Here is a 22,255-nt window from a genome sequence, read left to right on the forward strand (position 1 = left end):
GGTCAGTGTGCGGCTTGATTGGTCTCGTTGGATTTTGCGGCAGGCGCAGGCTTGGCTGCATTCGTGGCGCTCGCGGCACTTGCACCCGCCTCGCCGTTTGCATTGGCGGCGATGATTTGCGCCACGCGCGCTTCGGCTTCCTTGCCGAGATTGTCGAACACGGCGGTTTCATATGCCGGCTCACTGCGCACCGGTTCGGTCGAAGTCAGCGACGTGCCTTCCGAATGCGAGACATCCACCGTCACCAGCATCGACAGGCCCACGCGCAACGGCTTGTCCTGCAACTCCTTCGGATCGAGCGCGATACGCACCGGGATGCGCTGCACGACCTTGATCCAGTTGCCGCTGGCATTCTGCGTCGGCAGCAACGCAAACGCCGCACCGGTGCCGGCCGACAGGCCGACCACCTTGCCGTGGTATTCCACCTTGCCGCCATAGACGTCGGATTCCAGCGTCACCGGCTGGCCGATACGCATCTTCGCCACCTGCACTTCCTTGAAGTTGGCATCGACCCACAGCGAATTCAGCGGCACGATCGCCAACAGCGGCGTACCGGGCGCTACACGCTGGCCGACCTGCACCGAACGCTTGGCGACATAGCCGGTGATCGGCGCCGGCAATGTGGTGCGCGCATAAGCCAGATAGGCAGCCTGCACCTGCGCTGCTGCGGCCTGGACATTTGGATGCTGGGCAACCGTCGTGTGATCGGTCAACGCCTGGTTCGATGCCAGTTGCTTGCGCGTGGCCTGCAGCGAGGATTCAGCAGCTTCCAGCGCGGCGCGCGCGTGCTCGAGTTCTTCCTTCGAAACAGCTCCGGTGCCGGCCAGTTGCTGGCGGCGCGTCAGGTCGGCACGCGCACGTTCGACTTCAGTGCTGCGCTGCGCGATGTTGGCGTTCAGCGTGGCATTGTCGACGAACAGCTTGCGCACTTCGCGCACGGTCTGTCCCAGTTGTGCCTCGGCCTGTTCCAGCGCCACCCTGGCATCGCTGCGATCCAGATCGACCAGCGGCTTGCCCGCCTGCACCAGCTCGGTGTCGTCGGCATGAATCGCAACAACAGTGCCGCCGACCTGCGGCGTTACCTGCACGATGTTGCCGGCGACATACGCATCGTCGGTATCCTCGAAATGGCGCGCATAAAGGAACCACCATGCGCCGTAGGCAATTGCCAATAGCGCCAGCACAACCGTCACAATGATCAGCTGGCGGCGACGCTTGCCGTTTCCATTTTCGCTGCCGCTGCCATTTCCACTTTGGCTATCGACTTTTTGGGCTTCCTGATTGGTCGTATTCATGATGCATTGCTCACTGAGGGAGAATCATTGTTCGAAGAAGAATTGTTGTCATGCGCGTCATGTATCAAGCCCTGCGCCTGTGAGTCGAAACCGCCGCCCAGCGCCTTGATCAGCGCGATGTGCATTTCGCTGCGGCGCGCCTGCGAATCGAGATCGATACGTTTCTGGAACAGGTAGAACAGCTGCGATTGCAGCACCGGCAGCATGTTGGTGGTGCCGACGCGTTCGCGATCGCGCGCCAGTTGCAGCGTGTTGGCAGCGGCTTGCGTCGCCAGTTCCTGCTGACGACTCTGTGCAATTGCCGACTGCAGCGATTTCACCTGATCCGCCACATCGTGCAGCGCTTCTGTCAGCGTCTGGTTGTAGGTCGCGACCTGCGCGTCGTAGGTCGCAACGCGTTGCTTCAAGCCGCCGCGCAAGCGCGTACTGTCGAGAATCGGCACGCTGATCGCAGGACCGATGCCGGCAACGCGGCTGCCGCTTTCCAGCAGGTTGTCGAGACCGATTGCGGAAAAACCGGCGAAAGCCACCAGATTCACATTCGGATAAAAAGCCGTCTTGGCCGCATCGATATCGCCCTGCGCGGCCTCCACGCGCCAGCGCGCGGCAGTGATGTCGGGACGGCGGCCCAGCAACGTCAGCGGCAACTCGTCCGGCAACGCAATCGCCTCTTCCACCGGTAACGTCGGCCGTGGAATACGCAAGCCGCGATCCGGTCCCTGGCCCATCAACGCAGCCAGCTGATTGCGCGTCAGCACGATCGCTTCATCCAGTTGCGCCTGTGTGGCGCGCAGGCTGGCTATCAATTGCTTGATCTGTTCTTCGTCGCTCTTCGCATCCAGTCCGGCGTCGTAGCGCAGGCGTGCCAGCTTCTGCAGTTTCTCGCCTACTTCCAGCTGCTGCTGGTTCAGATCACGCTGTTCGTATTGCTGCGCCAGTTGCACCCAGGCACGCGCCACCGCCGTCGAAATCACCAGACGTGCGTTGTACTGTTCGGCCTGCGCCGCCTTGTCCTGCGAAATGGCACTGCGGAACTCGGCAGCATGCCGCCCCCAGAAATCGAAGTCGTAGGAGAAATTCAGCGCAAGCTGGCTGTCGGTCTTGTACGAACCGGCCAGCGGCGGCGGAATGATGCCGTTTTCGGTATAGCGCTGGTAAGTCGCATCGAAGGTCGCCGACCACACCGGATCGCCGTTGGCGCCAGCCACTTCTGCCGCCGCCTTGGCAGCCGCCACGCGCGCCTGCGCCACCTGCAGGCCCGGATTGCCCGCCAGCGCTTCATCGATCAGCGACTGCAGAGGCTCGCCGCCGAGCGCACGCGCCCACGATGCATCCGGCCATTGGCCATGTTGCCCCGGCAGCGATTCGGCCGCTGCATAGTTCGCCGGCTGCTGCAGTTGCGACGACGGCGCAATACCGTCGAAGCTGGCGCAGGCCGTCAGCAGCACGGCAGCGCAACTGGCTGTCAGCAGGCCGCGGAAAGAACGGGCCGGGCCCGGCACTGGATTGGATAAAGAATGGTTCATCTTGCGTTCCCGCCTGTGATTACTTCACGTCCTTGCCAGCCTCGGCCGGCACTTCCGTCGCCAGAAACTTGCGCAGCAAGGTCTTCAACAAGGCCACTTCCTCGGCGCTGAAATCGACGAAATTCCTGCTCAGCACCGCGCCGTACAGATTCGGCAGTTGATCGGCCAGCTTGTTGCCCTCGTCCGACAGCTTCAGATTGATGACGCGGCGATCGTCGCTGCACGGCATGCGCACGATCAGGCCGCGCTTTTCCAGCCGGTCCAGCATGCGTGTGATCGATGCGGAATCGATGTAAAGCTCGCGCGCCAGTTCGGCTGCGGTCGAATAATGTCCGGAATGCAACATCAGGACGATGCTGCCTTGCGCATGCGTGATGTCATGCGACGCCAGCACGATATCGACGGCCTTGGCCAGCTTGATCTGCGAGCGCTTCAGCAGGTAGCCGACGCTTTCATCCACGCACCAGGCCCCGGAGGGAAACATTTTCTTGAAATCGGTCATGATATTTGCCTTATCAATAACTACCATGCCAGTAATTACCTGAGCAATTACTGCTTAGGCAGCAATATAGCAGCTTTTCCGGATTTGCACAGGCCGATGCCGAAAAGTGCGGCAATTTCGCTACGACCGGACAGCCGCAGGAACATTTCCGTTCACCTGCCCTCAACAAAAAGAGAACCGCAATCGACGCGCTGCAGAACACACGGAGACCGCCATGGCATCACCTACGTCGACACGTACCGGCATTTCGGGCTGGCGCTACGCCGGCTGGCGCAATGCCTTCTATCCGCCGCAATTGCCGCAAGCGCATGAACTCGCCTTTGCATCGCGCGCATTGCAGACGATAGAAATCAACGGCTCCCACTACGCATTGCAGACGCCGGCCAGCTATCAGTCCTGGTATGCGGTCACACCGCCGCATTTCATGTTCAGCGTGAAGGCGCCGCGCTTCGTGACGCATATCCTGCGGCTGCGCGGCGAACGGTCGGCGACGGCGATCGCCAACTTCCTCGCTTCCGGCCTTTTCAACCTGCGCGAGAAGCTGGGCCCCATCCTGTGGCAGTTTCCGCCCAGCCTGCGCTTCGATCCCGACTTGTTCGAAGCCTTCCTGCAAGGATTGCCGCACGACACCGAAACCGCCGTCGAAGTCGCGAAGCATCACGACGCACACATCAAGCATGTCTGCCTGAAAACCGATCGCAAGCGCCCGCTGCATCACGCCATCGAAATCCGCCATCCGAGTTTTTGCGACGAAACGTTCATTCAGATGCTGCGCAAATACCGCGCCGCATTGGTGTTTTCCGATTCGACGGCGAACTGGCCTTATGCCGAAGACGTCACCGCCGATTTCATCTACATGCGGCTGCACGGCACCGAAACGCTGTACAGCGGCGCCTATTCCGACAACGCACTCGATTGCTGGGCCAAACGCATCAGGACATGGGAAAACGGCAGCGAACCGCGCGATGCACAGCGCATCGCAGGCGCACCGTCATGCAGAAAGGCAGCAAAGAAACCGCGCGACGTCTTCTGCTACTTCGATAACGACCAGAAGGTACGCGCTCCTTTCGATGCCGCACGACTGGCAAGCCGCCTGCGCGGCAGCGCGGTGGAAAACGACATGAAGGGATTGCAGCATTCGCTGTGGAATGCCGCCGAAGTCAGCGACCTGCTGACAAAGAAACGGCGCTGAAGACAGAGCCGATCATCGTTGATTGAAACCGTTGTTGATTGAAACCGTTGTTGATTGAAACCGTTTCGCAGGTTCCGAACGCTCCCGTCAGGACGGCGACTTCGGCTTGCGTTCGCTGCCGATCTCGGCAATTGCATCCTGGAATTCGGCCACGTCCTCGAAGCTCTTGTAGACCGATGCAAAGCGGATGTAGGCCACTTTGTCCAATCGCTGCAGTTCGCGCATCACCAGTTCGCCGATCTGGCCGGACAACACCTCGCGCGCGCCGCTGGACAGCAGCTTCTGCTCGATGCGATGAATGGCGGCATCGACCGCCTCGGCCGGCACCGGCCGCTTGCGCAATGCCAGCTGCAGGCTTCCGCGCAACTTTCCCGGATCGAAATCGATGCGGCTGCCGTTTTTCTTGACGACCACCGGCATCGTCAGCTCGACGCGCTCGTAAGTCGTGAAACGCTTGTCGCACTGTGCGCAACGGCGGCGGCGGCGAATGCTGTCGCCCTCCTCCGATACGCGCGTATCGAGAACCTGGGTATCTTCGCTCTGGCAAAAAGGGCACTTCATGGCAACCCACCTTGAGGTATCACACCACGATCGACGAGGGCGTACTCCCTCGACCATCCCAAAATGGCCTTGCCGAACACCGTTCGCACAAGGCCATTCCTTACTGCTGCTGATGCGATGCGCCAGGCATCGCGTACTGCTTCGTCAACCGTACACCGGGAAAGCGTCGGTCAGCTTCTGGACCTCGGCTTTCACACGTGCGATCGTCGCTTCGTCGTTCGGATTGTCCAGCACATCGGCGATCAGGTCGCCGACCTTGGTCGCTTCCGCTTCCTTGAAGCCACGCGTCGTCATCGCGGGGCTGCCGAGGCGGATGCCGGAAGTAACGAACGGTTTTTCCGGATCGTTCGGGATCGCATTCTTGTTGCAGGTGATGTGCGCACGACCGAGCAAGGCTTCCGCATCCTTGCCGGTGATCTTCTTCGCGCGCAGGTCGACCAGCATCACGTGCGCTTCGGTGCGATGTGACACGATGCGCAAACCGCGCGCGATCAATGCCTTCGCCAACGCATCTGCATTCTTCACGACTTGCTGCTGGTACGTCTTGAATTCCGGCGCCAGCGCTTCCTTGAACGCAGTCGCCTTGCCGGCGATCACGTGCATCAGCGGACCGCCCTGCAGGCCGGGGAAGATCGCCGAATTGATGATCTTCTCGTGCTCGGCCTTCATCAGGATGAAGCCGCCGCGCGGGCCGCGCAGCGATTTGTGCGTAGTCGACGTGACGAAGTCGGCGAACGGCACCGGGTTCGGATATTCGCCGGCGGCGATCAGGCCGGCATAGTGCGCCATGTCGACCATGAAGTAGGCGCCGATTTCCTTGGCAACCTTCGCGAAGCGCTCGAAGTCGATGCGCAGCGCGTAAGCCGATGCACCGGCGATGATCAGCTTCGGCTTGTGCTCGCGCGCCAGACGTTCCATCTGCTCGTAATCGATTTCTTCCTTGTCGTTCAAGCCGTAGGAGACGACGTTGAACCACTTGCCCGACATGTTCAGTGCCATGCCGTGCGTCAGGTGGCCGCCTTCGGCCAGCGACATGCCCATGATGGTATCGCCCGGCTTCAGCACAGCGAGGAACACACCCTGGTTCGCCTGCGAACCCGAGTTCGGTTGCACGTTGGCAGCTTCTGCGCCATAGAGTTGCTTGACGCGATCGATCGCCAGCTGCTCGACGATGTCCACGTATTCGCAACCGCCGTAGTAGCGCTTGCCCGGATAACCTTCCGCATACTTGTTGGTCAACTGCGAACCTTGCGCCTCCATCACGGCCGGCGACGTATAGTTCTCCGACGCAATCAGTTCGATGTGCTGCTGCTGGCGGGTATTTTCCTTCTGGATCGCATCCCACAATTCCGCATCGACTTTCGCGAGGGTTTGGTCTTTCGAAAACATGCAATGACTCCAATCGTTCAAAATGGTCCGAGACGCGACCGAGGGCGCGTACAATGGACAGCGACACAATGCTGACGGATCGAGTGAGGGACGGACAACATGCGACAGCCTCAGTCTTGCCTGCCATTCGGCTGCCCAGGCGCACGGCGGATCTGATCTCACGCTTCACGGTGTGCTTCCACCTTTTCGGTGCGATCTTCCGGCAACATTCGGGAAAATCGACCGATTTTCGCCAGTTACGTGAGACGAAATGGTGCAAGGATTCTACGGGAAGGCCGTCCGTTCAGCAAGTCGCCGCCCGCCGGAAACCAGGCCTGGACGGCCGTCGGCAAATAGCGTTTCGAGAGATGCAAAATGATTTCACCTGAACTCTGCACGGACGAGGAAGTCGCCGATTTCGTCCGCAAGTTTTACGCCAAGGTCCGGCGCGACGACCTGATCGGCCCGATCTTCAATGCGCGCATCGAGGATTGGGACCATCACCTCGCGCTGCTGACCGATTTCTGGACTTCCATCCTGCGCGGCACCGGCCGCTATTCGGGCACGCCGATGCAGAAGCACGTCGCATTGCCCGAGCTGAGCCCCGCGATGTTCGAGCGCTGGCTGTCGCTGTTCGACGAAACGCTGGCGGCACAACCCAATGCAGCGCTGCGCGAACGCGCCAAAGGAGCGGCACAACGCATTGCGCAAAGCCTGTGGTACGCGTGGCAGATGGGCAATCGTCCGGACAAACTGCCTACCGATCTGCCGCGCACCTGAAACCGCGCTCTGCAACGCCGGATCGCCCCGCATTCCAATAAAATCGGCAACTGCCCGTCGGCCCCGGATAACCGGACGATACGACACACACGATACGCATCCGCAAGCATTTGAAAAACAAGGAATTCTCCATCACATGAAGATTGCCACCTGGAACGTCAACTCCCTCAAGGTCCGCCTGCCGCACGTCCTCAAATGGCTGGAAGAAAATCCGGTCGACATCCTGTGCCTGCAGGAACTCAAGCTCACCGACGACAAATTCCCGCTCGCCGAAATCGAGGCTGCCGGCTATCACGCTGTCTTCTCCGGCCAGAAGACCTATAACGGTGTTGCCATCCTGTCGCGTCATCCGATTGCCGACGTGGTGAAGAACAACCCGCTGTTCCCGGACGATCATCAACGCATCATCGCCGCGACCATCGAAGGGATGCGCATCGTTTGCGTCTACATCCCGAACGGCCAGTCGCTGGATTCGGAAAAATTCACCTACAAGATGCAATGGCTGAAGGCGTTGCACGACTGGCTGAAAGTCGAATGCGAGAAGCATCCGCAACTGGCGCTGCTGGGCGACTACAACATCGCGCCGGAAGATCGCGACGTCTGCGATCCTGCAGCATGGGAAGGACAGACGCACGTATCCGAACCGGAACGCAACGCCTTCCGCGATCTGCTGTCGCTGGAGATGAAGGATGCCTTCCGCATGTTCGAGCAGCCGGAAAAGCTCTACAGCTGGTGGGACTACCGCCAGATGGCCTTCCGCCGCAACATGGGCTTGCGCATCGATCACATTCTGCTGACGCAGCCGCTGGCGGCACGCTGTACCGCCTGCGTAATCGACAAGGTACCCCGCAAATGGGAACAGCCTTCCGACCATGCACCGGTGATCGCAACCATTCAATAAACAGGCACCGCTCCGCAACGGCATCATGAAAAGCTTTCCCGACCTGATCGTTTGCGAACATTGCGATAGCGTGTACCGGCGCAGACATCTGGCGCCGACGGAGGTCGCTCGTTGTGCGCGGTGCGCGGCGGTGCTCTATCGCGCGAACCGTCTCACCGTCGACCGGTGGCTGGCGCTTACCGTCGCCGCAGCCATCGTATTCGTGATCGCCAATGCATACCCGGTGGTCCGCATCAGCCTGCAAGGACAGCACAACGAAGCCACACTGTGGCAGTCGGCCGCCGCGCTGGCGCACGGGCCAATTGCCCTCATTGCCGTGCCGACCGCGCTATCCATTATCGTGGTGCCGTTCATGCAGATAAGCCTGCTGGCATGGGTGCTGGGCTATGCCCGCATTGGCCGCCGTGCACCGGGCTTTGCGCAGGCGATGCGGATGCTGGTTACGCTGCGGCCGTGGAGCATGATCGAAGTCGGCCTGCTCGGCATCCTGGTGGCCATCATCAAGCTTTCCAGTTTTCTGCAAGTGGCGCCGGGCGCCGGCATCTGGGCCACGGCCGGGCTGATGATACTCATCACGCTGATCGCCAACCGCGATATCCACTGGCTGTGGGAATTGACCGAACACAAGCCTTTCCGCCATGAGGCTCGCGCATGAACGGCCCGCCCCGTGCACGCGAATTGGGCATCGTCGGCTGCCATGCCTGCGGGCTGGCCTGCGAGGATACGCTCGCCGAAACCGGACACGCCCGCTGCCCGCGTTGCGGAACGATGCTGCATCGCCGCCGCCGCAACAGCCTCGCACGCGCCTGGGCCTTGCTGATCGCCGGCATAATCTTTTACATTCCGGCCAACGTATTGCCGGTCATGTACACCAGTTTGCTCGGCAGCGGCAGCGACAGTACCATCATGCGCGGTGTCATCGAGTTCTGGAAAACCGGTTCGTACGGCATCGCCCTGGTGATTTTCATCGCCAGCGTGGCAGTACCATGCACCAAATTCCTGGTTCTCGGCCTGCTGCTGACGACTGTCGGACGCCGCAGCCGCTGGGCCATGCGCGAACGCGCCAGACTTTACCGGCTGGTCGAACTGATCGGCTACTGGTCGATGCTCGATGTGCTGGTGGTGGCGGTCGTCGCGGCGCTGGTCAAGTTCCAGTTGCTGAGCGACATCGAGCCGCGCATCGGCATCCTTTTCTTCGGCATGGTGGTCATTCTCACCATGCTCTCGGCCATGCATTTTGATCCCCGCCTGATCTGGGACAGTGAGGAACAATGAGCGACACACCCGAACACGTATCCACTCCCGGCGATCCGCTGGTCACCCGCCACCGCTGGAGAATATCGCTGGTATGGCTGGTGCCGGCCGTGGCCGCCCTGATCGGGCTGTCGATGCTGCTGCACGCGTGGCTGTCGGCAGGACCGGAGATCACCATCGCGTTCCGCACCGCCACCGGGCTGGAAGCCGGCAAGACACCGGTCAAGTACAAGGACGTAACGGTAGGCGCGGTATCCGATATCGCGCTGAGCGACGATGGCTCTCACGTGATCGTCACGGTGTCGCTGGCCAAGAGTTCAGCGAGCCTGACACGCAAGGACACGCGCTTCTGGGTCGTGCGTCCGCGCATCGGCATCGGCGGCGTATCGGGTGTCGATACGCTGCTCTCCGGCGCCTATATCGCGGTGGACGCCGGCACCGCCAAGGAATCGGCCAGATCGTTCACCGGACTCGAAACACCGCCCACGGTCATCAGCGGCACGCCCGGCAAGTCTTTCGTCCTGCATACCGAAGACCTGGGATCGCTGGACATCGGTTCGCCGATTTACTACCGGCGCATCCAGGTTGGCCGCGTGACGGCCTACAAGCTCGACGAAGACGGCAAACGCGTCAACGTGCAAATCTTCATCAACGCCCCCTATGACCGCTTCGTCACCGCCGACACGCGATTCTGGAATGCCAGCGGCGTGGACGTCTCGCTGGGTGCAGACGGGCTCAAGCTGAAGACGCAATCCATGACCACGATCGTCGCGGGAGGCATCGCCTTCGCCACGCCCGTACGCAGCCGGGGCGAAGCCGCTCCCGAACATGCGCAATTCACCCTGATGCAGGATCAGGCAAGCGCCATGGCGCCGCCGGACGGTCCGGCGCAGTACATCCAGTTGCGCTTCGATCAATCGCTGCGCGGCCTGTCCATCGGGGCGCCGGTGCAATTCTCCGGCGTGGATCTGGGCAAGGTCGTATCGATAAATCTGGACTACGATCCGGTCCGACGCCGCTTTCCCACCGTGGTCGGCATCGTCGTGTATCCGCAGCGCCTCGGCCGGGTGCTGGACAAACTGCCCAAGCTCGAAGGCGACCAGCAGCAACAGGCGGCCCGCTTCCTGCGCGGCATGGTCAAACACGGCCTGCGCGCGCAAGCCCGCTCAGGCAATCTGCTGACCAGGCAACTCTATATCTCGCTGGATTTCGTGCCCCATGCGCCGGAAGTGGCGTTCGACCTGTCCGCACGGCCGATTACGATCCCCACCGTCAACGGCAGCTTCGACCAATTGCAGGAACAGGTGGCCAGCATCGTCAGCAAGATCGAGAAGATGCCGCTCGACTCCATTGGACGCAATCTCGACACCACGCTGACGGACCTGAACCAGACCTTGAAGCAGATCAATGGGCAGGTGCTGCCCGAAACCACGCAAACCCTGCAACAGGCGCGACAGACACTCGGGACCGCGCAAGGCGCGCTGGCGACAGATGCGCCATTGCAGGAAAACCTGGGGCAGACGCTTCAGGAAGTGCAGCGTGCCGCCCGCTCGTTGCGTACACTGACCGATATGCTCGGACGCCATCCGGAAGCGCTGCTGCGCGGACGTCCGGACGATGCTGCACCTGCAATCGAACCTTCCACGCCAATCACTTCGCAGGAGTCTTCGCGATGAAGCTTTCCATTCGCCCCGGCCTGGCCGCAACCATCGTGCTGATCGCCGGATTGACCGCCTGCTCTTCCGCGCCACCGGTCCGCTATCACACGCTGCTTGCTCCCGCCGCGCAAACGATTGCGCATGGAGAGCCGGCAGCGTTCCTGATCGACGTACTGCCGGTAGGCATTCCGGCCCAGCTCGACCAGCCGCAACTGGTTGTGCGCGCAGGCGACAGCAGCCTGGCCCTGCTCGACGGCGAACGCTGGGCCGGACCGCTGAGCGACGAATTGCGCAATGCGTTGTCGGCCCAGCTGACGCGCAAACTGGACACGCTGGATATCGCCGGTCTACCCCGATCGACGGACAAACCCGTGCTGAGAATAAAACTGCAGGTTCGCCGCTTCGATGCATGGCCCGGACAACGCGTGCGTCTCGATGCCGACTGGAGCCTGGGATTGGCGGATGAAACAGGAAACGCGCGCTTGATATGCCACGGCCAATTCGATGAACCCGTATCGGGCAACTATCCGGAACTGGTGCAGGCCCAGCAGCGCGCGCTGGCAGCACTGGCCGACAGAATAGCCACCGATGCCAGAAGCTGGATGGGTTCGCGCCAATCGGATTGCACGACGACCGGCGCCGTTACATCAAAAGACACACTCAACAGCCGCACGACTCCATAACGCCGGGATCATGCAGAACGGATTGGCACAAGCTGCTCCGTACCGGCCTGCATGGATATCGCGCAATGGTAGAAGGATGATTCAACGTTACAAGGATGCAAAAAGCCGACGGCATGTCATCGCGCCGTTTTCAATCTAGCCCTTCCGCGTTGCCAATAAAAAAGCCCGTCACGAAGACGGGCTTTTTATTTGCTTTTGGAGCAGTTGGATCAGTCGACCGTCGCACCGCTTTCCTTGACGACCTTCGACCACTTCACCGACTCTTCCTTGACGAACTTGGCGAAATTTTCCGGCGTATCTCCGACATAGTCCGAGCCGGTATCGGCCAGGATGCGCTGGAATTCCGGTGCTTTCATCGCCTTCAGCGTTTCGGCATTGATCTTGTCGATGATGGGCTTCGGCGTGCCGGCTGGCGCAAAGAAGCCGTACCAGGCATACGACACCACCTGCGGCAGTCCCGATTCGGCGAAGGTCGGCACGTCAGGCAGCAGCGGCGAACGCTTGTCGCCGGAAATCGCGATTGCCTTCACCTTGCCGCTCTTGATGTGCGGCATGATGGCAATCATGCTGTCGAACATGATGGGCACATGGCCGCCCAGCAGATCGGAAATCGCCGGCGCCGAACCCTTGTACGGCACGTGCGTCATGTCGAGATGCGTGACGCTCTTGAACAGTTCGCCCGTCATGTGCTGCGGCGTGCCCGAGCCGGCCGAAGCGTACGAGAAATCGCCCTTCTTCGACTGGATGTAGGCCATCAGTTCCTTCAGGTTGTTGGCCGGCACTGCCGGATTGGCCACCAGCACCAGCGGCACGCGCAGCAGGTTGGTGATCGGCGTCAGCTCCTTCGCCGGATCGAACGGCATCTTCTTGTACAGGCTCGGATTGATGACGATAGGCGCACTGGACGTGATCAGCAGCGTGTTGCCATCCGGATGGGCGCGTGCCACGACGGCACTGCCGATATTGCCGCCGCCGCCGCCGCGGTTGTCGATGACGAACGGCTGGCCCAGATCTTCCGTCAGGCGCTTGGCGATCGGACGTGCTGCGATGTCCGACGGGCCGCCCGGCGGCCAGGGAACGACGACGGTAACGGTGGAATGCGGCCAGCTCTGCGCCAGGGCACTGGCGGAAAAACTGGCTGCCGCCAGGGCACAAAGAAGAAGTTTGCTGCCGCGGGATGCTTGTCTCATGTTCTGTCCTTGTAAAAGTGAATCACTCTTCAGGCTTCGGAATATTCAAAGATACATTCAGGACACGTACACGGCACCGAAGTGCGGCGATGTGACCGTGGCTGAAGCATACCGTATCCGGCAGCCGATGTCGGCAGCGCGTTACGCTGAGGTGTCCGCATACGCTGAACCGAGCGGCCCGAAACGCAGCCGGTAGCCTGCCTCGTCCAGCATTTCGCGCGCCTGCTCCAGGAAGGCACGCGCCTCTGTATCGGGTTCGTGGATGCAGCGCAGCACGATGGCGAACTCGCCATCGGCAGCATCGGGATGGGAAAGAAACAGTTCGCCGCTTTCGATCGTCCGCAGGCAGAGATTGATGCGCTGCTGCAAATCGTACAGATGCTGCGCATCCCAGGGCAGATGGTCGATCAGCGTCAGCACACATTCGCCGGATGCGCGATCAAGGGCAATCGTATCGAAACCCTGCTGTTCCATCGATTGCTTACTTATCGGCCACCTGCTTCTTGACCAGCTGTTTTTCGAAAGCGAGGTCGGACTTCGTCGCCTTGCGCGGTTTCTGCGGGCCGAACGTTTTGACGAAGGTGACGAATTCTTCGAGCGGCAACCGCTCGCTCACAACCTGTTCCTGTTCTGCCGAACGATCGACCAGATAGAACAGGCTGTCGCCGGTCATCACCATCGCATAGTGTTCGTTGCCGCTGCGTTCCTTCAACCGCTCGACGGCGGCCGTGGCCTTGGTGGATCTCATGCCTGCTCCTTTGCCGCCTATTTCAGTCTGGCGGTCAACATCCAGTAATGATCGTAACGATGCACGCGCATATCGCGCAGCAACGGCCCCAGCCGTTTGCGCAGCGTACTGTCGGTATGATAATTCTTGACGATCTCGTAGCGTTCGCCGCCCGGCACGGTATGGATCTGGTAGGTATTGCCTTCCGCATCGGTGCGCGCGATCACGGTTTCGCCTTCGATGAAAGAATTGTCGACCAGTACCAGCAAGCCTCCCTTGCCGACGACCTTGGTCAAGCATGCAATCACATCGGCCTGATCCTGCCGCCGCACGTGCGACCACCAGAAGCCGGCAAAGCACGCAGTAAAGCTGCCATCCACCTGCGGATCGCGCGCATCGGCGACGGCGAACTGCACGACTTCCTCGGGAAGTTCGCGCGTCTTCGCCAGTTCCAGCAAATTCGGATTGATGTCGGTCGCCAGCACCGATTCCGCATATTCGGCCAGTTCGTCTGTCCAGTAGCCGTCGCCGCAAGCCAGTTCCAGCACGCGTTGGCCGGTCATCAGTTCGCGCAGGCGTTCCATGATTTCGTCCAGCGCATCCATCGCGTCGGGATTCTCGACATCCTCTTCATCGAAGTTGTCGCGCCGCGCGTAGTACTCGGCCATATCGGTCTTGACCGTCTCGCTCATCTCTTTCCTTCACAACGGTCGTGGTTAAAGCTCATATACATCCTTTTTCCCGCTCAACACCTGCTCCACCAGCTTGCGATTCAATGTCGGCGCCAGCAATTCGATGAAAGTAAATACATAGCCGCGCAAGTAGGCGCCCTGCTTCAACGCCAGCCGCGATACGTTGGTACCGAACAGATGGCCGACCGGGATTGCACACAGGTTCTTGTCGCGTTCCGCATCGAAGGCCATGCCGGCGATGATGCCGACGCCCAGATTCAATTCCACATAGGTCTTGATGACGTCAGCGTCGATCGCTTCCAGCAGAATGTCCGGTTTCAGGCCGCGCAACTGGAACGCATGGTCGATCTTGTTGCGGCCGGTGAAGGCATTGTCGTAGGTGATCAGCGGATAGGCGGCGATTTCCTCCAGCGTCACCGATTTCGATTTCAGCAGCGGATGATCGGGCGGCACGACGACCAGATGCTCCCACTGATAGCACGGCAGCGAAATCAGCCCGTCGACATCGGCGATCGATTCGGTCGCGATTGCCAGATCGGCCTGATCCATCAGCACCATGTCGGCCACCTGTTTCGGATTGCCTTGCAACAGCGACAACCGCACTTTCGGGAATTTCTGCGAAAAAGCCTGCACCACCTTGGGCAGCGAGTAGCGCGCCTGGGTATGCGTGGTGGCGATCGTGAAGCTGCCGCTGTCGTGCGCAGCGAATTCGTTGCCGATGCGCTTCAGGCCGTCGACTTCCTGCATGATGGTCTCGACCGATTTCAACACCGCGCGGCCAGGCTCGGTCAAGCCACGAATACGTTTGCCGTGACGTGTAAAAATATCAACACCGAGCTCTTCTTCGAGTTCGATGATGGCCTTGGACACGCCCGGCTGCGATGTAAACAGCGCCTTGGCGGCTTCGGTCAGGTTGAAATTCTGGCGCACCGCCTCGCGGACGAAACGTAGTTGATGAAGATTCACGATTTTCCTCCCGGCATCTTCCGCATCGTCGTTTTCCGTGGTTGCTTATAAACAAATCGCATATAAGCAAATAATTAGTATGTAGTTTGGAATAAGACATAAGTTTATTACCATTCGCCCTACTTTGCGCGAGGTCTTATGTCTGTTTCTTATATGGTTTCCGGATTCGCCGTCGGCCTGCTGGTCGGTCTGACGGGCGTGGGCGGCGGGTCGCTGATGACGCCGCTGCTGACGCTGCTGTTCGGCGTTTCGCCGTCGGTCGCGGTCGGTACCGACCTCGCCTTCGCATCCGTGACCAAGATCGCCGGCACCGCCGCGCACCGTTCCAAGGGCAATGTGCACTGGAACATCGTCAAGCTGCTGTGCCTGGGCGCGCTGCCGGCCGCCGTCGTGACCACCTTCGCGCTCAAGCATTTCGGCGGCCTCGGCGACGAAGCCGCGCATATCATCCGCTACTCGATCGCCGGCTCGGTATTCCTGACCGTGATCGCGCTGATCTTCCGCACGCGCCTGCAGAACTGGATGGCGCAGCATCCGAATCGCCAGCTGCACGGCGGCAAACTGGTGTTCGCGACGATTCTTTCTGGCGCGATTCTCGGCACATTGGTTACAATCTCGTCGATCGGCGCCGGTGCCATCGGCGCGACGATTCTGGTTCTGCTTTATCCCCGCCTGACACCGGCAGAAATCGCCGGTACCGATATCGCGTATGCCGTGCCCTTGACCGCCATTGCGGCGCTGGGCCACTGGTGGCTCGGATCCATCGATTGGGTATTGCTGGCAACCCTGCTCGTGGGCTCGGTGCCGGGCATTACGCTGGGTTCGCTGGTATCGCGGGCGATACCGGAAAAAATCCTGCGCGTCCTGTTGGCCACCACGCTGACGACCGTCGCTATCAAGCTCGTTTTTTGAGGACATCAAGATGTATCGCTACGACCAATACGACCATCAAATCGTCAAGGAGCGCGTCGCGCAGTTTCGCGATCAGGTGCGCCGCCGCATTGCGGATGAATTGACGGAAGAGGAATTCCTGCCGCTACGCCTGCAGAACGGCCTGTACATGCAACGCCATGCGTACATGCTGCGCATCGCAGTGCCGTACGGCCTGCTGGCATCGAAGCAGATGCGCATGTTCGCGCATATCGCACGCGCCTACGACCGCGGCTACGGCCATTTCACGACGCGCCAGAACATCCAGTTCAACTGGATCGAGCTGGAAAAGACACCGGATATCCTCGAACATCTCGCCTCCGTCGAGATGCACGCGATCCAGACTTCGGGTAACGACGTGCGCAACACCACCGCCGACGAATTCTGCGGCGTGGCGCCGGACGAACTGGTCGATCCGCGTCCATATGCCGAGCTGGTACGTCAGTGGAGCACCTTCCATCCGGAATTCGCCTACCTGCCGCGCAAGTTCAAGATCGCCTTCAACGCCGCTGCCGAAGACCGTGCCGCGACTGCGATGCATGACATCGGTATCACCGTCGTCAAGAACGAACAGGGTGAACTCGGTTTCCGCGTGATGGTCGGCGGCGGTCTCGGTCGCACTCCGATTCTGGGCAGCGTGATCCGCGAATTCCTGCCGTGGCAGCACCTGCTGACCTATATCGAAGCTGTCCTGCGCGTCTACAACCAGTACGGCCGCCGCGACAACAAATACAAGGCGCGTATCAAGATCCTCGTCAAGGCAATCGGACCGGAAGAATTCGCCAGCAAGGTCGAAGCCGAATGGGCCGATCTGGCCGATGGTCCGGGCACGCTGACGGCAGACGAAGTCGCGCGTATCTCTACCTACTTCGCACCGCCATCGTATGCCGTACTGGCAAACGAAGACGCCTTGCTGCAGCAACAGCGCAGCGAGCACAAGGGCTTTGACAACTGGATGAAGCGCAACGTCAAGCCCCACAAGGTGCCAGGCTATGCAGCCGTCGTGCTGTCGCTGAAAAAACCGGGCGTGCCGCCGGGCGATGCCACCGCCGAGCAGATGGACTTCGTCGCCGATCTGGCTGACCGTTACAGCTTCGGCGAACTGCGCGTCACGCACGAGCAGAACCTGGTGCTGGCCGACGTGCGCCAGGCCGACCTGTTTACCGTGTGGCAGGAAGCGAAGTCGCACCAGCTCGCCACGCCGAACATCGGCCTGCTGACCGACATCATCTGCTGCCCTGGCGGCGATTTCTGCTCGCTGGCGAATGCCAAGTCGCTGCCGATCGCTGCAGCGATTACCGAACGCTTCGAGAACATCGACTTCCAGCACGACATCGGCGAAATCGAACTGAACATGTCAGGCTGCATCAATGCCTGCGGCCATCACCATATCGGCAATATCGGCATTCTCGGCGTCGACAAAGACGGTTCCGAGTGGTACCAGATTTCGCTGGGCGGCGCGCAAGGCAATGAAAGCGCGATCGGCAAGATCATCGGCCCGTCGTTCTCGGCGCAACAGGTGCCGGAAGTCATCGGCCGCCTGCTGCAGACCTATGTGACGAACCGTGTCGACGGCGAACGCTTCATCGACACCGTGCGCCGCGTCGGCGTCGAACCGTTCAAGACGCACGTCTACGCCACCCCGATCAATATTCAACAGAACGCCGGCGAGGATGCATATGCGTGAAATCATCAAGGACAAGGTCATCGTCAATGACGATTGGCAAGTACTGCGTCTGGCCGAAGGCGAAACGCCGGAAGGCGTAAGCGTCCCGAACGGAAAGATCATCGTGCCGCTGGTGGTATGGCAGACGCAGCGCGAGGCGCTGCAGGGCCGCGCTGAAATCGGTGTGTGGATCGCCAGCGACGAACGTCCGGAAGAATTGAAAGGCGAAGTCGAAAAATTCGCGGTGATCGCTGTCGATTTCCCGAAATTCTCGGACGGCCGCGGCTATTCGATCGCCTACAACCTGCGCACGCGCCTCGGTTACGAAGGCGAACTGCGCGCGATCGGCGATGTGCTGCGCGACCAGATGTTCTACATGCAGCGCGTCGGCTTCAATGCCTTCGCAACGCGCCCGGACCGTAACATTCACGACGCGCTGAAAGCGCTGACCGATTTTTCCGAGGCTTACCAGATCTCGGTGGATCGGAAGTCGCCCTTGTTCCGCCGCGTCGATCGCCAGGCTGTGGCACCGAAATGATAAACGACGCATCCACTGCCGCGCACAGCGTCGATTTCGATGCCCTGGTAGCGAAAACCGTCGAGACGCTGCAACGCGTCGCCGATCAATTCGCGCCGGCCGTGCTGGCATCCAGCCTGGCCGCGGAAGACCAGGTGCTGACCGATATCGTGCTGCGTCACAACCTGCAGGACCGCATCGGCATCTTCACGCTGGAAACCGGCCGCCTGCACGCGGAAACGCTCGCCGTGATCGACAAGATCAAGGAAACCTACGGTTACGACGTCGAACTGTATCGTCCGCAGCCGGAAGCCGTCGACGCGTATGTCAAGAACAAAGGCCTGAACGCCTTCTACGACAGCGTGGAACTGCGCAAGGAATGCTGCCACATCCGCAAGGTCGAGCCGCTGAACCGCGCATTGCAAGGCAAGCGCGCCTGGATCACCGGTCAGCGCCGCGCGCAATCGACGACACGTGCGGAACTGAACGTGCAGGAGCATGACGATGCGCACGCGATGGAAAAATTCAACCCGCTGGCGGACTGGTCGGAAGAAGACGTCTGGCATTACATCCGCAGCAACAACGTGCCGTACAACGCTCTGCACGATCGCGGCTATCCGTCGATCGGTTGCGAACCCTGCACACGCGCCATCCAGCCCGGCGAGGATGTTCGCGCCGGCCGCTGGTGGTGGGAAAACGCGGACTCGAAAGAATGCGGCCTGCACGTCGTCGACGGCAAGCTGATCCGCATTAAATCGGTTTCACCCTCTGCTTAATTTTTGTTGAGAATCTCATGAACACTGCAGTCGACAAACACTTTCTCGACGCCGCCAGCAGCAAGCATCTGGACTGGCTGGAGTCGGAAGCGATCCACATCATGCGCGAGGTCGCCGCTGAATGCTCGAACCCTGCGCTGCTGTTTTCCGGCGGCAAGGATTCGGTCGTCCTGCTGCGTCTGGCCGAAAAGGCTTTCCGTCCGGGCAAATTCCCGTTCCCGCTGGTGCACATCGATACCGGCCACAACTTCGACGAAGTGATCCAGTTCCGTGACAAGCGCGTGGCAGAACTCGGCGAGCGCCTGATCGTCGGTCATGTCGAGGATTCGATGAAGCGCGGCACCGTGCGCCTGCGCAATCCGCAGACCGATTCGCGCAATGCGGCGCAGGCCGTCACGCTGCTGGAAACCATCGCCGAACACAAGTTCGATGCCTGCATCGGCGGCGCACGCCGCGATGAAGAGAAGGCACGCGCGAAGGAACGCATCTTCTCGTTCCGCGACGAATTCGGCCAATGGAATCCGAAGGCACAACGTCCCGAACTGTGGGATCTGTATAACACCCGCGTCCATCCGGGCGAAAACATGCGCGTGTTCCCGATCTCGAACTGGACCGAACTCGACGTCTGGCAATACATCGCCCGCGAAAAACTGGAACTGCCGTCGATCTACTTCGCGCATCAGCGTCAGGTGATTCCGCGCAACGGCCTGCTGGTACCGCTGACACCGCTGACGCCAGCCAGAGAAGGCGAAACGGTCGAGACGCAAACCGTGCGTTTCCGTACTGTCGGCGACATCTCGTGCACCTGCCCGGTTTCGTCGGATGCGGATTCGGTCTCGGCCATCATCGCCGAAACCGCCGTCACGCAAATCACCGAGCGCGGCGCAACCCGCATGGACGACCAGACTTCCGAAGCATCGATGGAAAAACGTAAAAAAGAAGGATATTTCTGATGAGCGCCCAATTGAACACCGCCGTGGCGGAACACCAATCGGCCGAGCGCGGCCTGCTGCGCTTCATCACCGCCGGCTCCGTCGACGACGGCAAGAGCACGCTGATCGGCCGCCTGCTGTTCGACAGCAAGGGTATCTTCGCCGACCAGTTGGCCGCTGTTTCGCGTGCCAAGAACAAACGCACCGTCGGCGACACGATCGACTTGTCGCTCTTGACCGACGGCCTGGAAGCGGAGCGCGAGCAAGGCATCACGATCGACGTCGCCTATCGCTATTTCGCCACGCCGAAGCGCAAGTTCATCATCGCCGACACGCCGGGACACGAGCAGTACACGCGCAACATGGTGACCGGGGCCTCGACCGCCGACGCCGTCATCATCCTGATCGACGTGTCGAAGGTGAAGCTGAATGACGACGGCAGCGTGGACCTGCTGATCCAGACCAAGCGCCACTCGACCATTGCGCACCTGCTGCAGATCGAGCACGTGATCGTCGCCGTCAACAAGATGGATCTGGTCAACTACGATCAGAGCGTTTACGACCGTATCGTTGCCGCCTACACGGAATTCGCCAACACGCTGGGCCTGAAGGACATCCGCCCGATTCCGCTGTCGGCCCTGGCCGGCGACAACGTCGTCGTCAGCGGCGACAACCTGCCGTGGTACAAGGGCCCGACACTGATCGAGCTGCTGGAATCGCTGTCCGTCTACGACGAAGACTGCGGTGAGCCGTTCCGCTTCCCGGTGCAACTGGTCGCGCGCCACAACGGCCATGAAGCCAACGACTTCCGCGGCTACATGGGCCGCATCGAAGCCGGCCGCATCGCCAAGGGCAACAAGATCGTCGTGCAGCCGGGCGGCCAGAGCGCCACGGTCAAGGAAATCCAGAGCTTCGACGGCACGCTGAACGAAGCGACCGCCGGTCAATCGGTCACGCTGCTGCTGGACGAATACGTGGACATCTCGCGTGGCGACATGCTGGCAGAAGCCGCACGTCCGGCCACACTGCTGAAGAACGTCACTGCGGAAATCTGCTGGCTGTCCGAAGAACCGCTGGACCTGCGTCGCAAGTACTGGCTCAAGCACACGACGCGCCAGGTCGCCGCACGCGTATCGAAGATCGAATCGCTGCTCGACATCAATACGCAGCAGCGCCACGCTGCCGACGAAGTCAAGCTGAACGGTATCGCAACCGTCTCGATCAACGTGCAGCAGCCGCTGGCAGCCGATGCCTACGATGCCAGCCGTTCGACCGGCGCCTTCATCCTGATCGATGAAGTCACGCATCAGACGGTGGCAGCAGGCATGATCCGCCTCTGATCGATCGCTGATCGCCATCGGCAGCACATCATGACGCAGCACACGGCGGCGCCCGAAACCGGCAAGGTCTATCTTATCGGCGCCGGTCCCGGCGCCGCCGATCTTTTGACGGTACGCGCAGTACGCATCCTGGCGCAAGCCGATGTCGTTCTGTACGACGCACTCGTCACGCAAGAGGTACTTGCACTATGCGCGCAGGCGGAACAGATTGCCGTCGGCAAGCGCAGCGGACAGCGTTCGACGGCACAGATTGCCATCAACGAATTGCTGATCGACTGCGCACGCAAATACAAACTGATCGTGCGATTGAAAGGCGGCGATCCCATGCTGTTCGGCCGCGCCGATGAAGAACTGACGGCGCTTGAATCGCACGGCATCGCCATCGAAGTGATTCCCGGCATCACCACAGCATTCGCCGCTGCCGCTTCCACGCTGCAGCCGCTGACCAAACGCGGCATCGCTCGCAGCATCGCCTTCTTTACCTCCGCCACGGCACCGGGCGAACCCGATCTGCTGACGCTGCCGAGCACCGACACGCTGATTCAATACATGGGGGGCCGTGAGGCTGTCGTCACTGCAAAGAAATTATTGGAACAGGGACGTTCACCAATGCTGCCGGTCGTCATCGTCGAGAACTGCAGCCTGCCGAACGAACGCATTTCGCGCATGACCTTGCACGATCTGGAACAGGGATTGGGAGAAAGACAGGGGCCGGTGCTGGTGATGATAGGTGCAGCGATGGCAGAACGCGAAACGTCACCGTACAAAAAGTCCCGGCAATCCTGAGAAGTCGGTTGGC

Annotated in this window: 24 protein-coding genes and 1 riboswitch; of the genes, 14 read left to right on the forward strand and 10 right to left on the reverse strand. The window is 60.6% G+C overall.

Annotation, left to right across the window (positions count from 1 at the left end; genetic code table 11):
* Nucleotides 1-2: 2 nt before the first annotated feature.
* From IEV40_RS02750 to IEV40_RS02760, 3 genes are read right to left on the reverse strand one after another with little or no spacing between them, the layout of a single operon-like run.
* On the reverse strand, nt 3-1,295 hold the full coding sequence (locus tag IEV40_RS02750; protein WP_188419416.1) for an HlyD family secretion protein: 1,293 nt from the start codon (nt 1,293-1,295) through the stop codon (nt 3-5).
* Nucleotides 1,292-2,821: an efflux transporter outer membrane subunit gene (locus IEV40_RS02755; RefSeq protein WP_188419417.1), complete on the reverse strand. Its 1,530-nt coding sequence runs from the start codon at nt 2,819-2,821 to the stop codon at nt 1,292-1,294. The genes IEV40_RS02750 and IEV40_RS02755 overlap by 4 nt, the downstream gene beginning before the upstream one ends.
* A 19-nt stretch (nt 2,822-2,840) precedes the next feature.
* Nucleotides 2,841-3,323, reverse strand: a complete 483-nt coding sequence (locus IEV40_RS02760; RefSeq protein ID WP_188419418.1) for a MarR family winged helix-turn-helix transcriptional regulator — start codon at nt 3,321-3,323, stop codon at nt 2,841-2,843.
* A gap of 214 nt (nt 3,324-3,537) precedes the next feature.
* On the opposite strand from IEV40_RS02760, the gene IEV40_RS02765 reads away from it, so the two are divergent.
* Nucleotides 3,538-4,515: a DUF72 domain-containing protein gene (locus tag IEV40_RS02765; RefSeq protein WP_188419419.1), complete on the forward strand. Its 978-nt coding sequence runs from the start codon at nt 3,538-3,540 to the stop codon at nt 4,513-4,515.
* Between the two features lie 87 nt (nt 4,516-4,602).
* Here IEV40_RS02765 and nrdR read toward each other — a convergent pair whose 3' ends face one another.
* Together nrdR and glyA are read right to left on the reverse strand one after the other, a co-directional pair.
* Entirely contained in the window at nt 4,603-5,076 is a 474-nt protein-coding gene (nrdR, locus tag IEV40_RS02770; RefSeq protein ID WP_188419420.1) for a transcriptional regulator NrdR, read from the reverse strand.
* 144 nt (nt 5,077-5,220) lie between these two features.
* The gene (gene glyA / locus IEV40_RS02775) at nt 5,221-6,465 is read right to left on the reverse strand and encodes a serine hydroxymethyltransferase (RefSeq protein WP_188419421.1); all 1,245 of its coding nucleotides are present in this window, start codon (nt 6,463-6,465) and stop codon (nt 5,221-5,223) included.
* A 126-nt stretch (nt 6,466-6,591) separates the two neighbouring features.
* Nucleotides 6,592-6,715, reverse strand: a riboswitch (ZMP/ZTP riboswitch).
* A 104-nt stretch (nt 6,716-6,819) separates the two neighbouring features.
* Here glyA and IEV40_RS02780 point away from each other — a divergent pair.
* From IEV40_RS02780 to IEV40_RS02805, 6 genes are all read left to right on the forward strand, one after another.
* Complete coding sequence (locus tag IEV40_RS02780; protein ID WP_188419422.1) at nt 6,820-7,224, forward strand: group III truncated hemoglobin; 405 nt, start codon at nt 6,820-6,822, stop codon at nt 7,222-7,224.
* A 136-nt stretch (nt 7,225-7,360) separates the two neighbouring features.
* Nucleotides 7,361-8,125 (forward strand): exodeoxyribonuclease III, encoded by a 765-nt coding sequence (gene xth / locus IEV40_RS02785; RefSeq protein WP_188419423.1) that lies wholly within the window; start codon nt 7,361-7,363, stop codon nt 8,123-8,125.
* Between the two features lie 25 nt (nt 8,126-8,150).
* Nucleotides 8,151-8,780 (forward strand): paraquat-inducible protein A, encoded by a 630-nt coding sequence (locus IEV40_RS02790; RefSeq protein ID WP_188419424.1) that lies wholly within the window; start codon nt 8,151-8,153, stop codon nt 8,778-8,780.
* The gene (locus IEV40_RS02795; RefSeq protein WP_188419425.1) at nt 8,777-9,400 is read left to right on the forward strand and encodes a paraquat-inducible protein A; all 624 of its coding nucleotides are present in this window, start codon (nt 8,777-8,779) and stop codon (nt 9,398-9,400) included. The genes IEV40_RS02790 and IEV40_RS02795 overlap by 4 nt, the downstream gene beginning before the upstream one ends.
* Complete coding sequence (locus IEV40_RS02800) at nt 9,397-11,055, forward strand: PqiB family protein (protein WP_188419426.1); 1,659 nt, start codon at nt 9,397-9,399, stop codon at nt 11,053-11,055. Before IEV40_RS02795 ends, IEV40_RS02800 begins: the two co-directional genes overlap by 4 nt.
* A complete protein-coding gene (locus IEV40_RS02805) occupies nt 11,052-11,720 on the forward strand; it encodes a PqiC family protein (protein WP_188419427.1) in 669 nt (222 codons plus the stop codon). Before IEV40_RS02800 ends, IEV40_RS02805 begins: the two co-directional genes overlap by 4 nt.
* A gap of 209 nt (nt 11,721-11,929) precedes the next feature.
* Here IEV40_RS02805 and IEV40_RS02810 read toward each other — a convergent pair whose 3' ends face one another.
* The 5 genes from IEV40_RS02810 to IEV40_RS02830 all read right to left on the reverse strand — a co-directional run bounded on the left by IEV40_RS02810 (nt 11,930) and on the right by IEV40_RS02830 (nt 15,295).
* Nucleotides 11,930-12,910, reverse strand: coding sequence for a Bug family tripartite tricarboxylate transporter substrate binding protein (locus IEV40_RS02810; RefSeq protein ID WP_188419428.1), 981 nt, complete (start codon nt 12,908-12,910; stop codon nt 11,930-11,932).
* Nucleotides 12,911-13,051: 141 nt separating this feature from the next.
* The gene (locus IEV40_RS02815) at nt 13,052-13,384 is read right to left on the reverse strand and encodes a DUF6572 domain-containing protein (RefSeq protein WP_188419429.1); all 333 of its coding nucleotides are present in this window, start codon (nt 13,382-13,384) and stop codon (nt 13,052-13,054) included.
* Nucleotides 13,385-13,391: 7 nt separating this feature from the next.
* Nucleotides 13,392-13,658, reverse strand: a complete 267-nt coding sequence (locus IEV40_RS02820) for a hypothetical protein (RefSeq protein ID WP_188419430.1) — start codon at nt 13,656-13,658, stop codon at nt 13,392-13,394.
* A gap of 17 nt (nt 13,659-13,675) precedes the next feature.
* Nucleotides 13,676-14,329 (reverse strand): class I SAM-dependent methyltransferase, encoded by a 654-nt coding sequence (locus tag IEV40_RS02825; RefSeq protein ID WP_188419431.1) that lies wholly within the window; start codon nt 14,327-14,329, stop codon nt 13,676-13,678.
* Between the two features lie 24 nt (nt 14,330-14,353).
* Nucleotides 14,354-15,295 (reverse strand): CysB family HTH-type transcriptional regulator, encoded by a 942-nt coding sequence (locus IEV40_RS02830; RefSeq protein ID WP_188419432.1) that lies wholly within the window; start codon nt 15,293-15,295, stop codon nt 14,354-14,356.
* 138 nt (nt 15,296-15,433) lie between these two features.
* Here IEV40_RS02830 and IEV40_RS02835 point away from each other — a divergent pair, with 138 nt between their 5' ends.
* From IEV40_RS02835 to cobA, 7 genes are read left to right on the forward strand one after another with little or no spacing between them, the layout of a single operon-like run.
* Nucleotides 15,434-16,207 (forward strand): sulfite exporter TauE/SafE family protein, encoded by a 774-nt coding sequence (locus IEV40_RS02835; RefSeq protein WP_188419433.1) that lies wholly within the window; start codon nt 15,434-15,436, stop codon nt 16,205-16,207.
* Nucleotides 16,208-16,217: 10 nt separating this feature from the next.
* Nucleotides 16,218-17,912 carry a nitrite/sulfite reductase gene (locus IEV40_RS02840; protein WP_188419434.1) on the forward strand — a complete coding sequence of 565 codons (1,695 nt, stop codon included), beginning with the start codon at nt 16,218-16,220 and terminating at the stop codon, nt 17,910-17,912.
* Nucleotides 17,905-18,429 carry a DUF934 domain-containing protein gene (locus IEV40_RS02845; RefSeq protein ID WP_188419435.1) on the forward strand — a complete coding sequence of 175 codons (525 nt, stop codon included), beginning with the start codon at nt 17,905-17,907 and terminating at the stop codon, nt 18,427-18,429. The genes IEV40_RS02840 and IEV40_RS02845 overlap by 8 nt, the downstream gene beginning before the upstream one ends.
* Nucleotides 18,426-19,184 carry a phosphoadenylyl-sulfate reductase gene (locus tag IEV40_RS02850; RefSeq protein WP_188419436.1) on the forward strand — a complete coding sequence of 253 codons (759 nt, stop codon included), beginning with the start codon at nt 18,426-18,428 and terminating at the stop codon, nt 19,182-19,184. Before IEV40_RS02845 ends, IEV40_RS02850 begins: the two co-directional genes overlap by 4 nt.
* Before the next feature lie 17 nt (nt 19,185-19,201).
* Nucleotides 19,202-20,137, forward strand: a complete 936-nt coding sequence (cysD, locus tag IEV40_RS02855) for a sulfate adenylyltransferase subunit CysD (protein ID WP_188419437.1) — start codon at nt 19,202-19,204, stop codon at nt 20,135-20,137.
* Entirely contained in the window at nt 20,137-21,456 is a 1,320-nt protein-coding gene (locus IEV40_RS02860) for a sulfate adenylyltransferase subunit 1 (protein WP_188419438.1), read from the forward strand. Before cysD ends, IEV40_RS02860 begins: the two co-directional genes overlap by 1 nt.
* Nucleotides 21,457-21,486: 30 nt before the next feature.
* Nucleotides 21,487-22,242, forward strand: coding sequence for a uroporphyrinogen-III C-methyltransferase (gene cobA / locus IEV40_RS02865; protein ID WP_188419439.1), 756 nt, complete (start codon nt 21,487-21,489; stop codon nt 22,240-22,242).
* Nucleotides 22,243-22,255 lie beyond the last annotated feature (13 nt).

It is taken from the genome of Oxalicibacterium solurbis (genome assembly GCF_014635845.1).
GTDB lineage: Bacteria > Pseudomonadota > Gammaproteobacteria > Burkholderiales > Burkholderiaceae_D > Oxalicibacterium > Oxalicibacterium solurbis.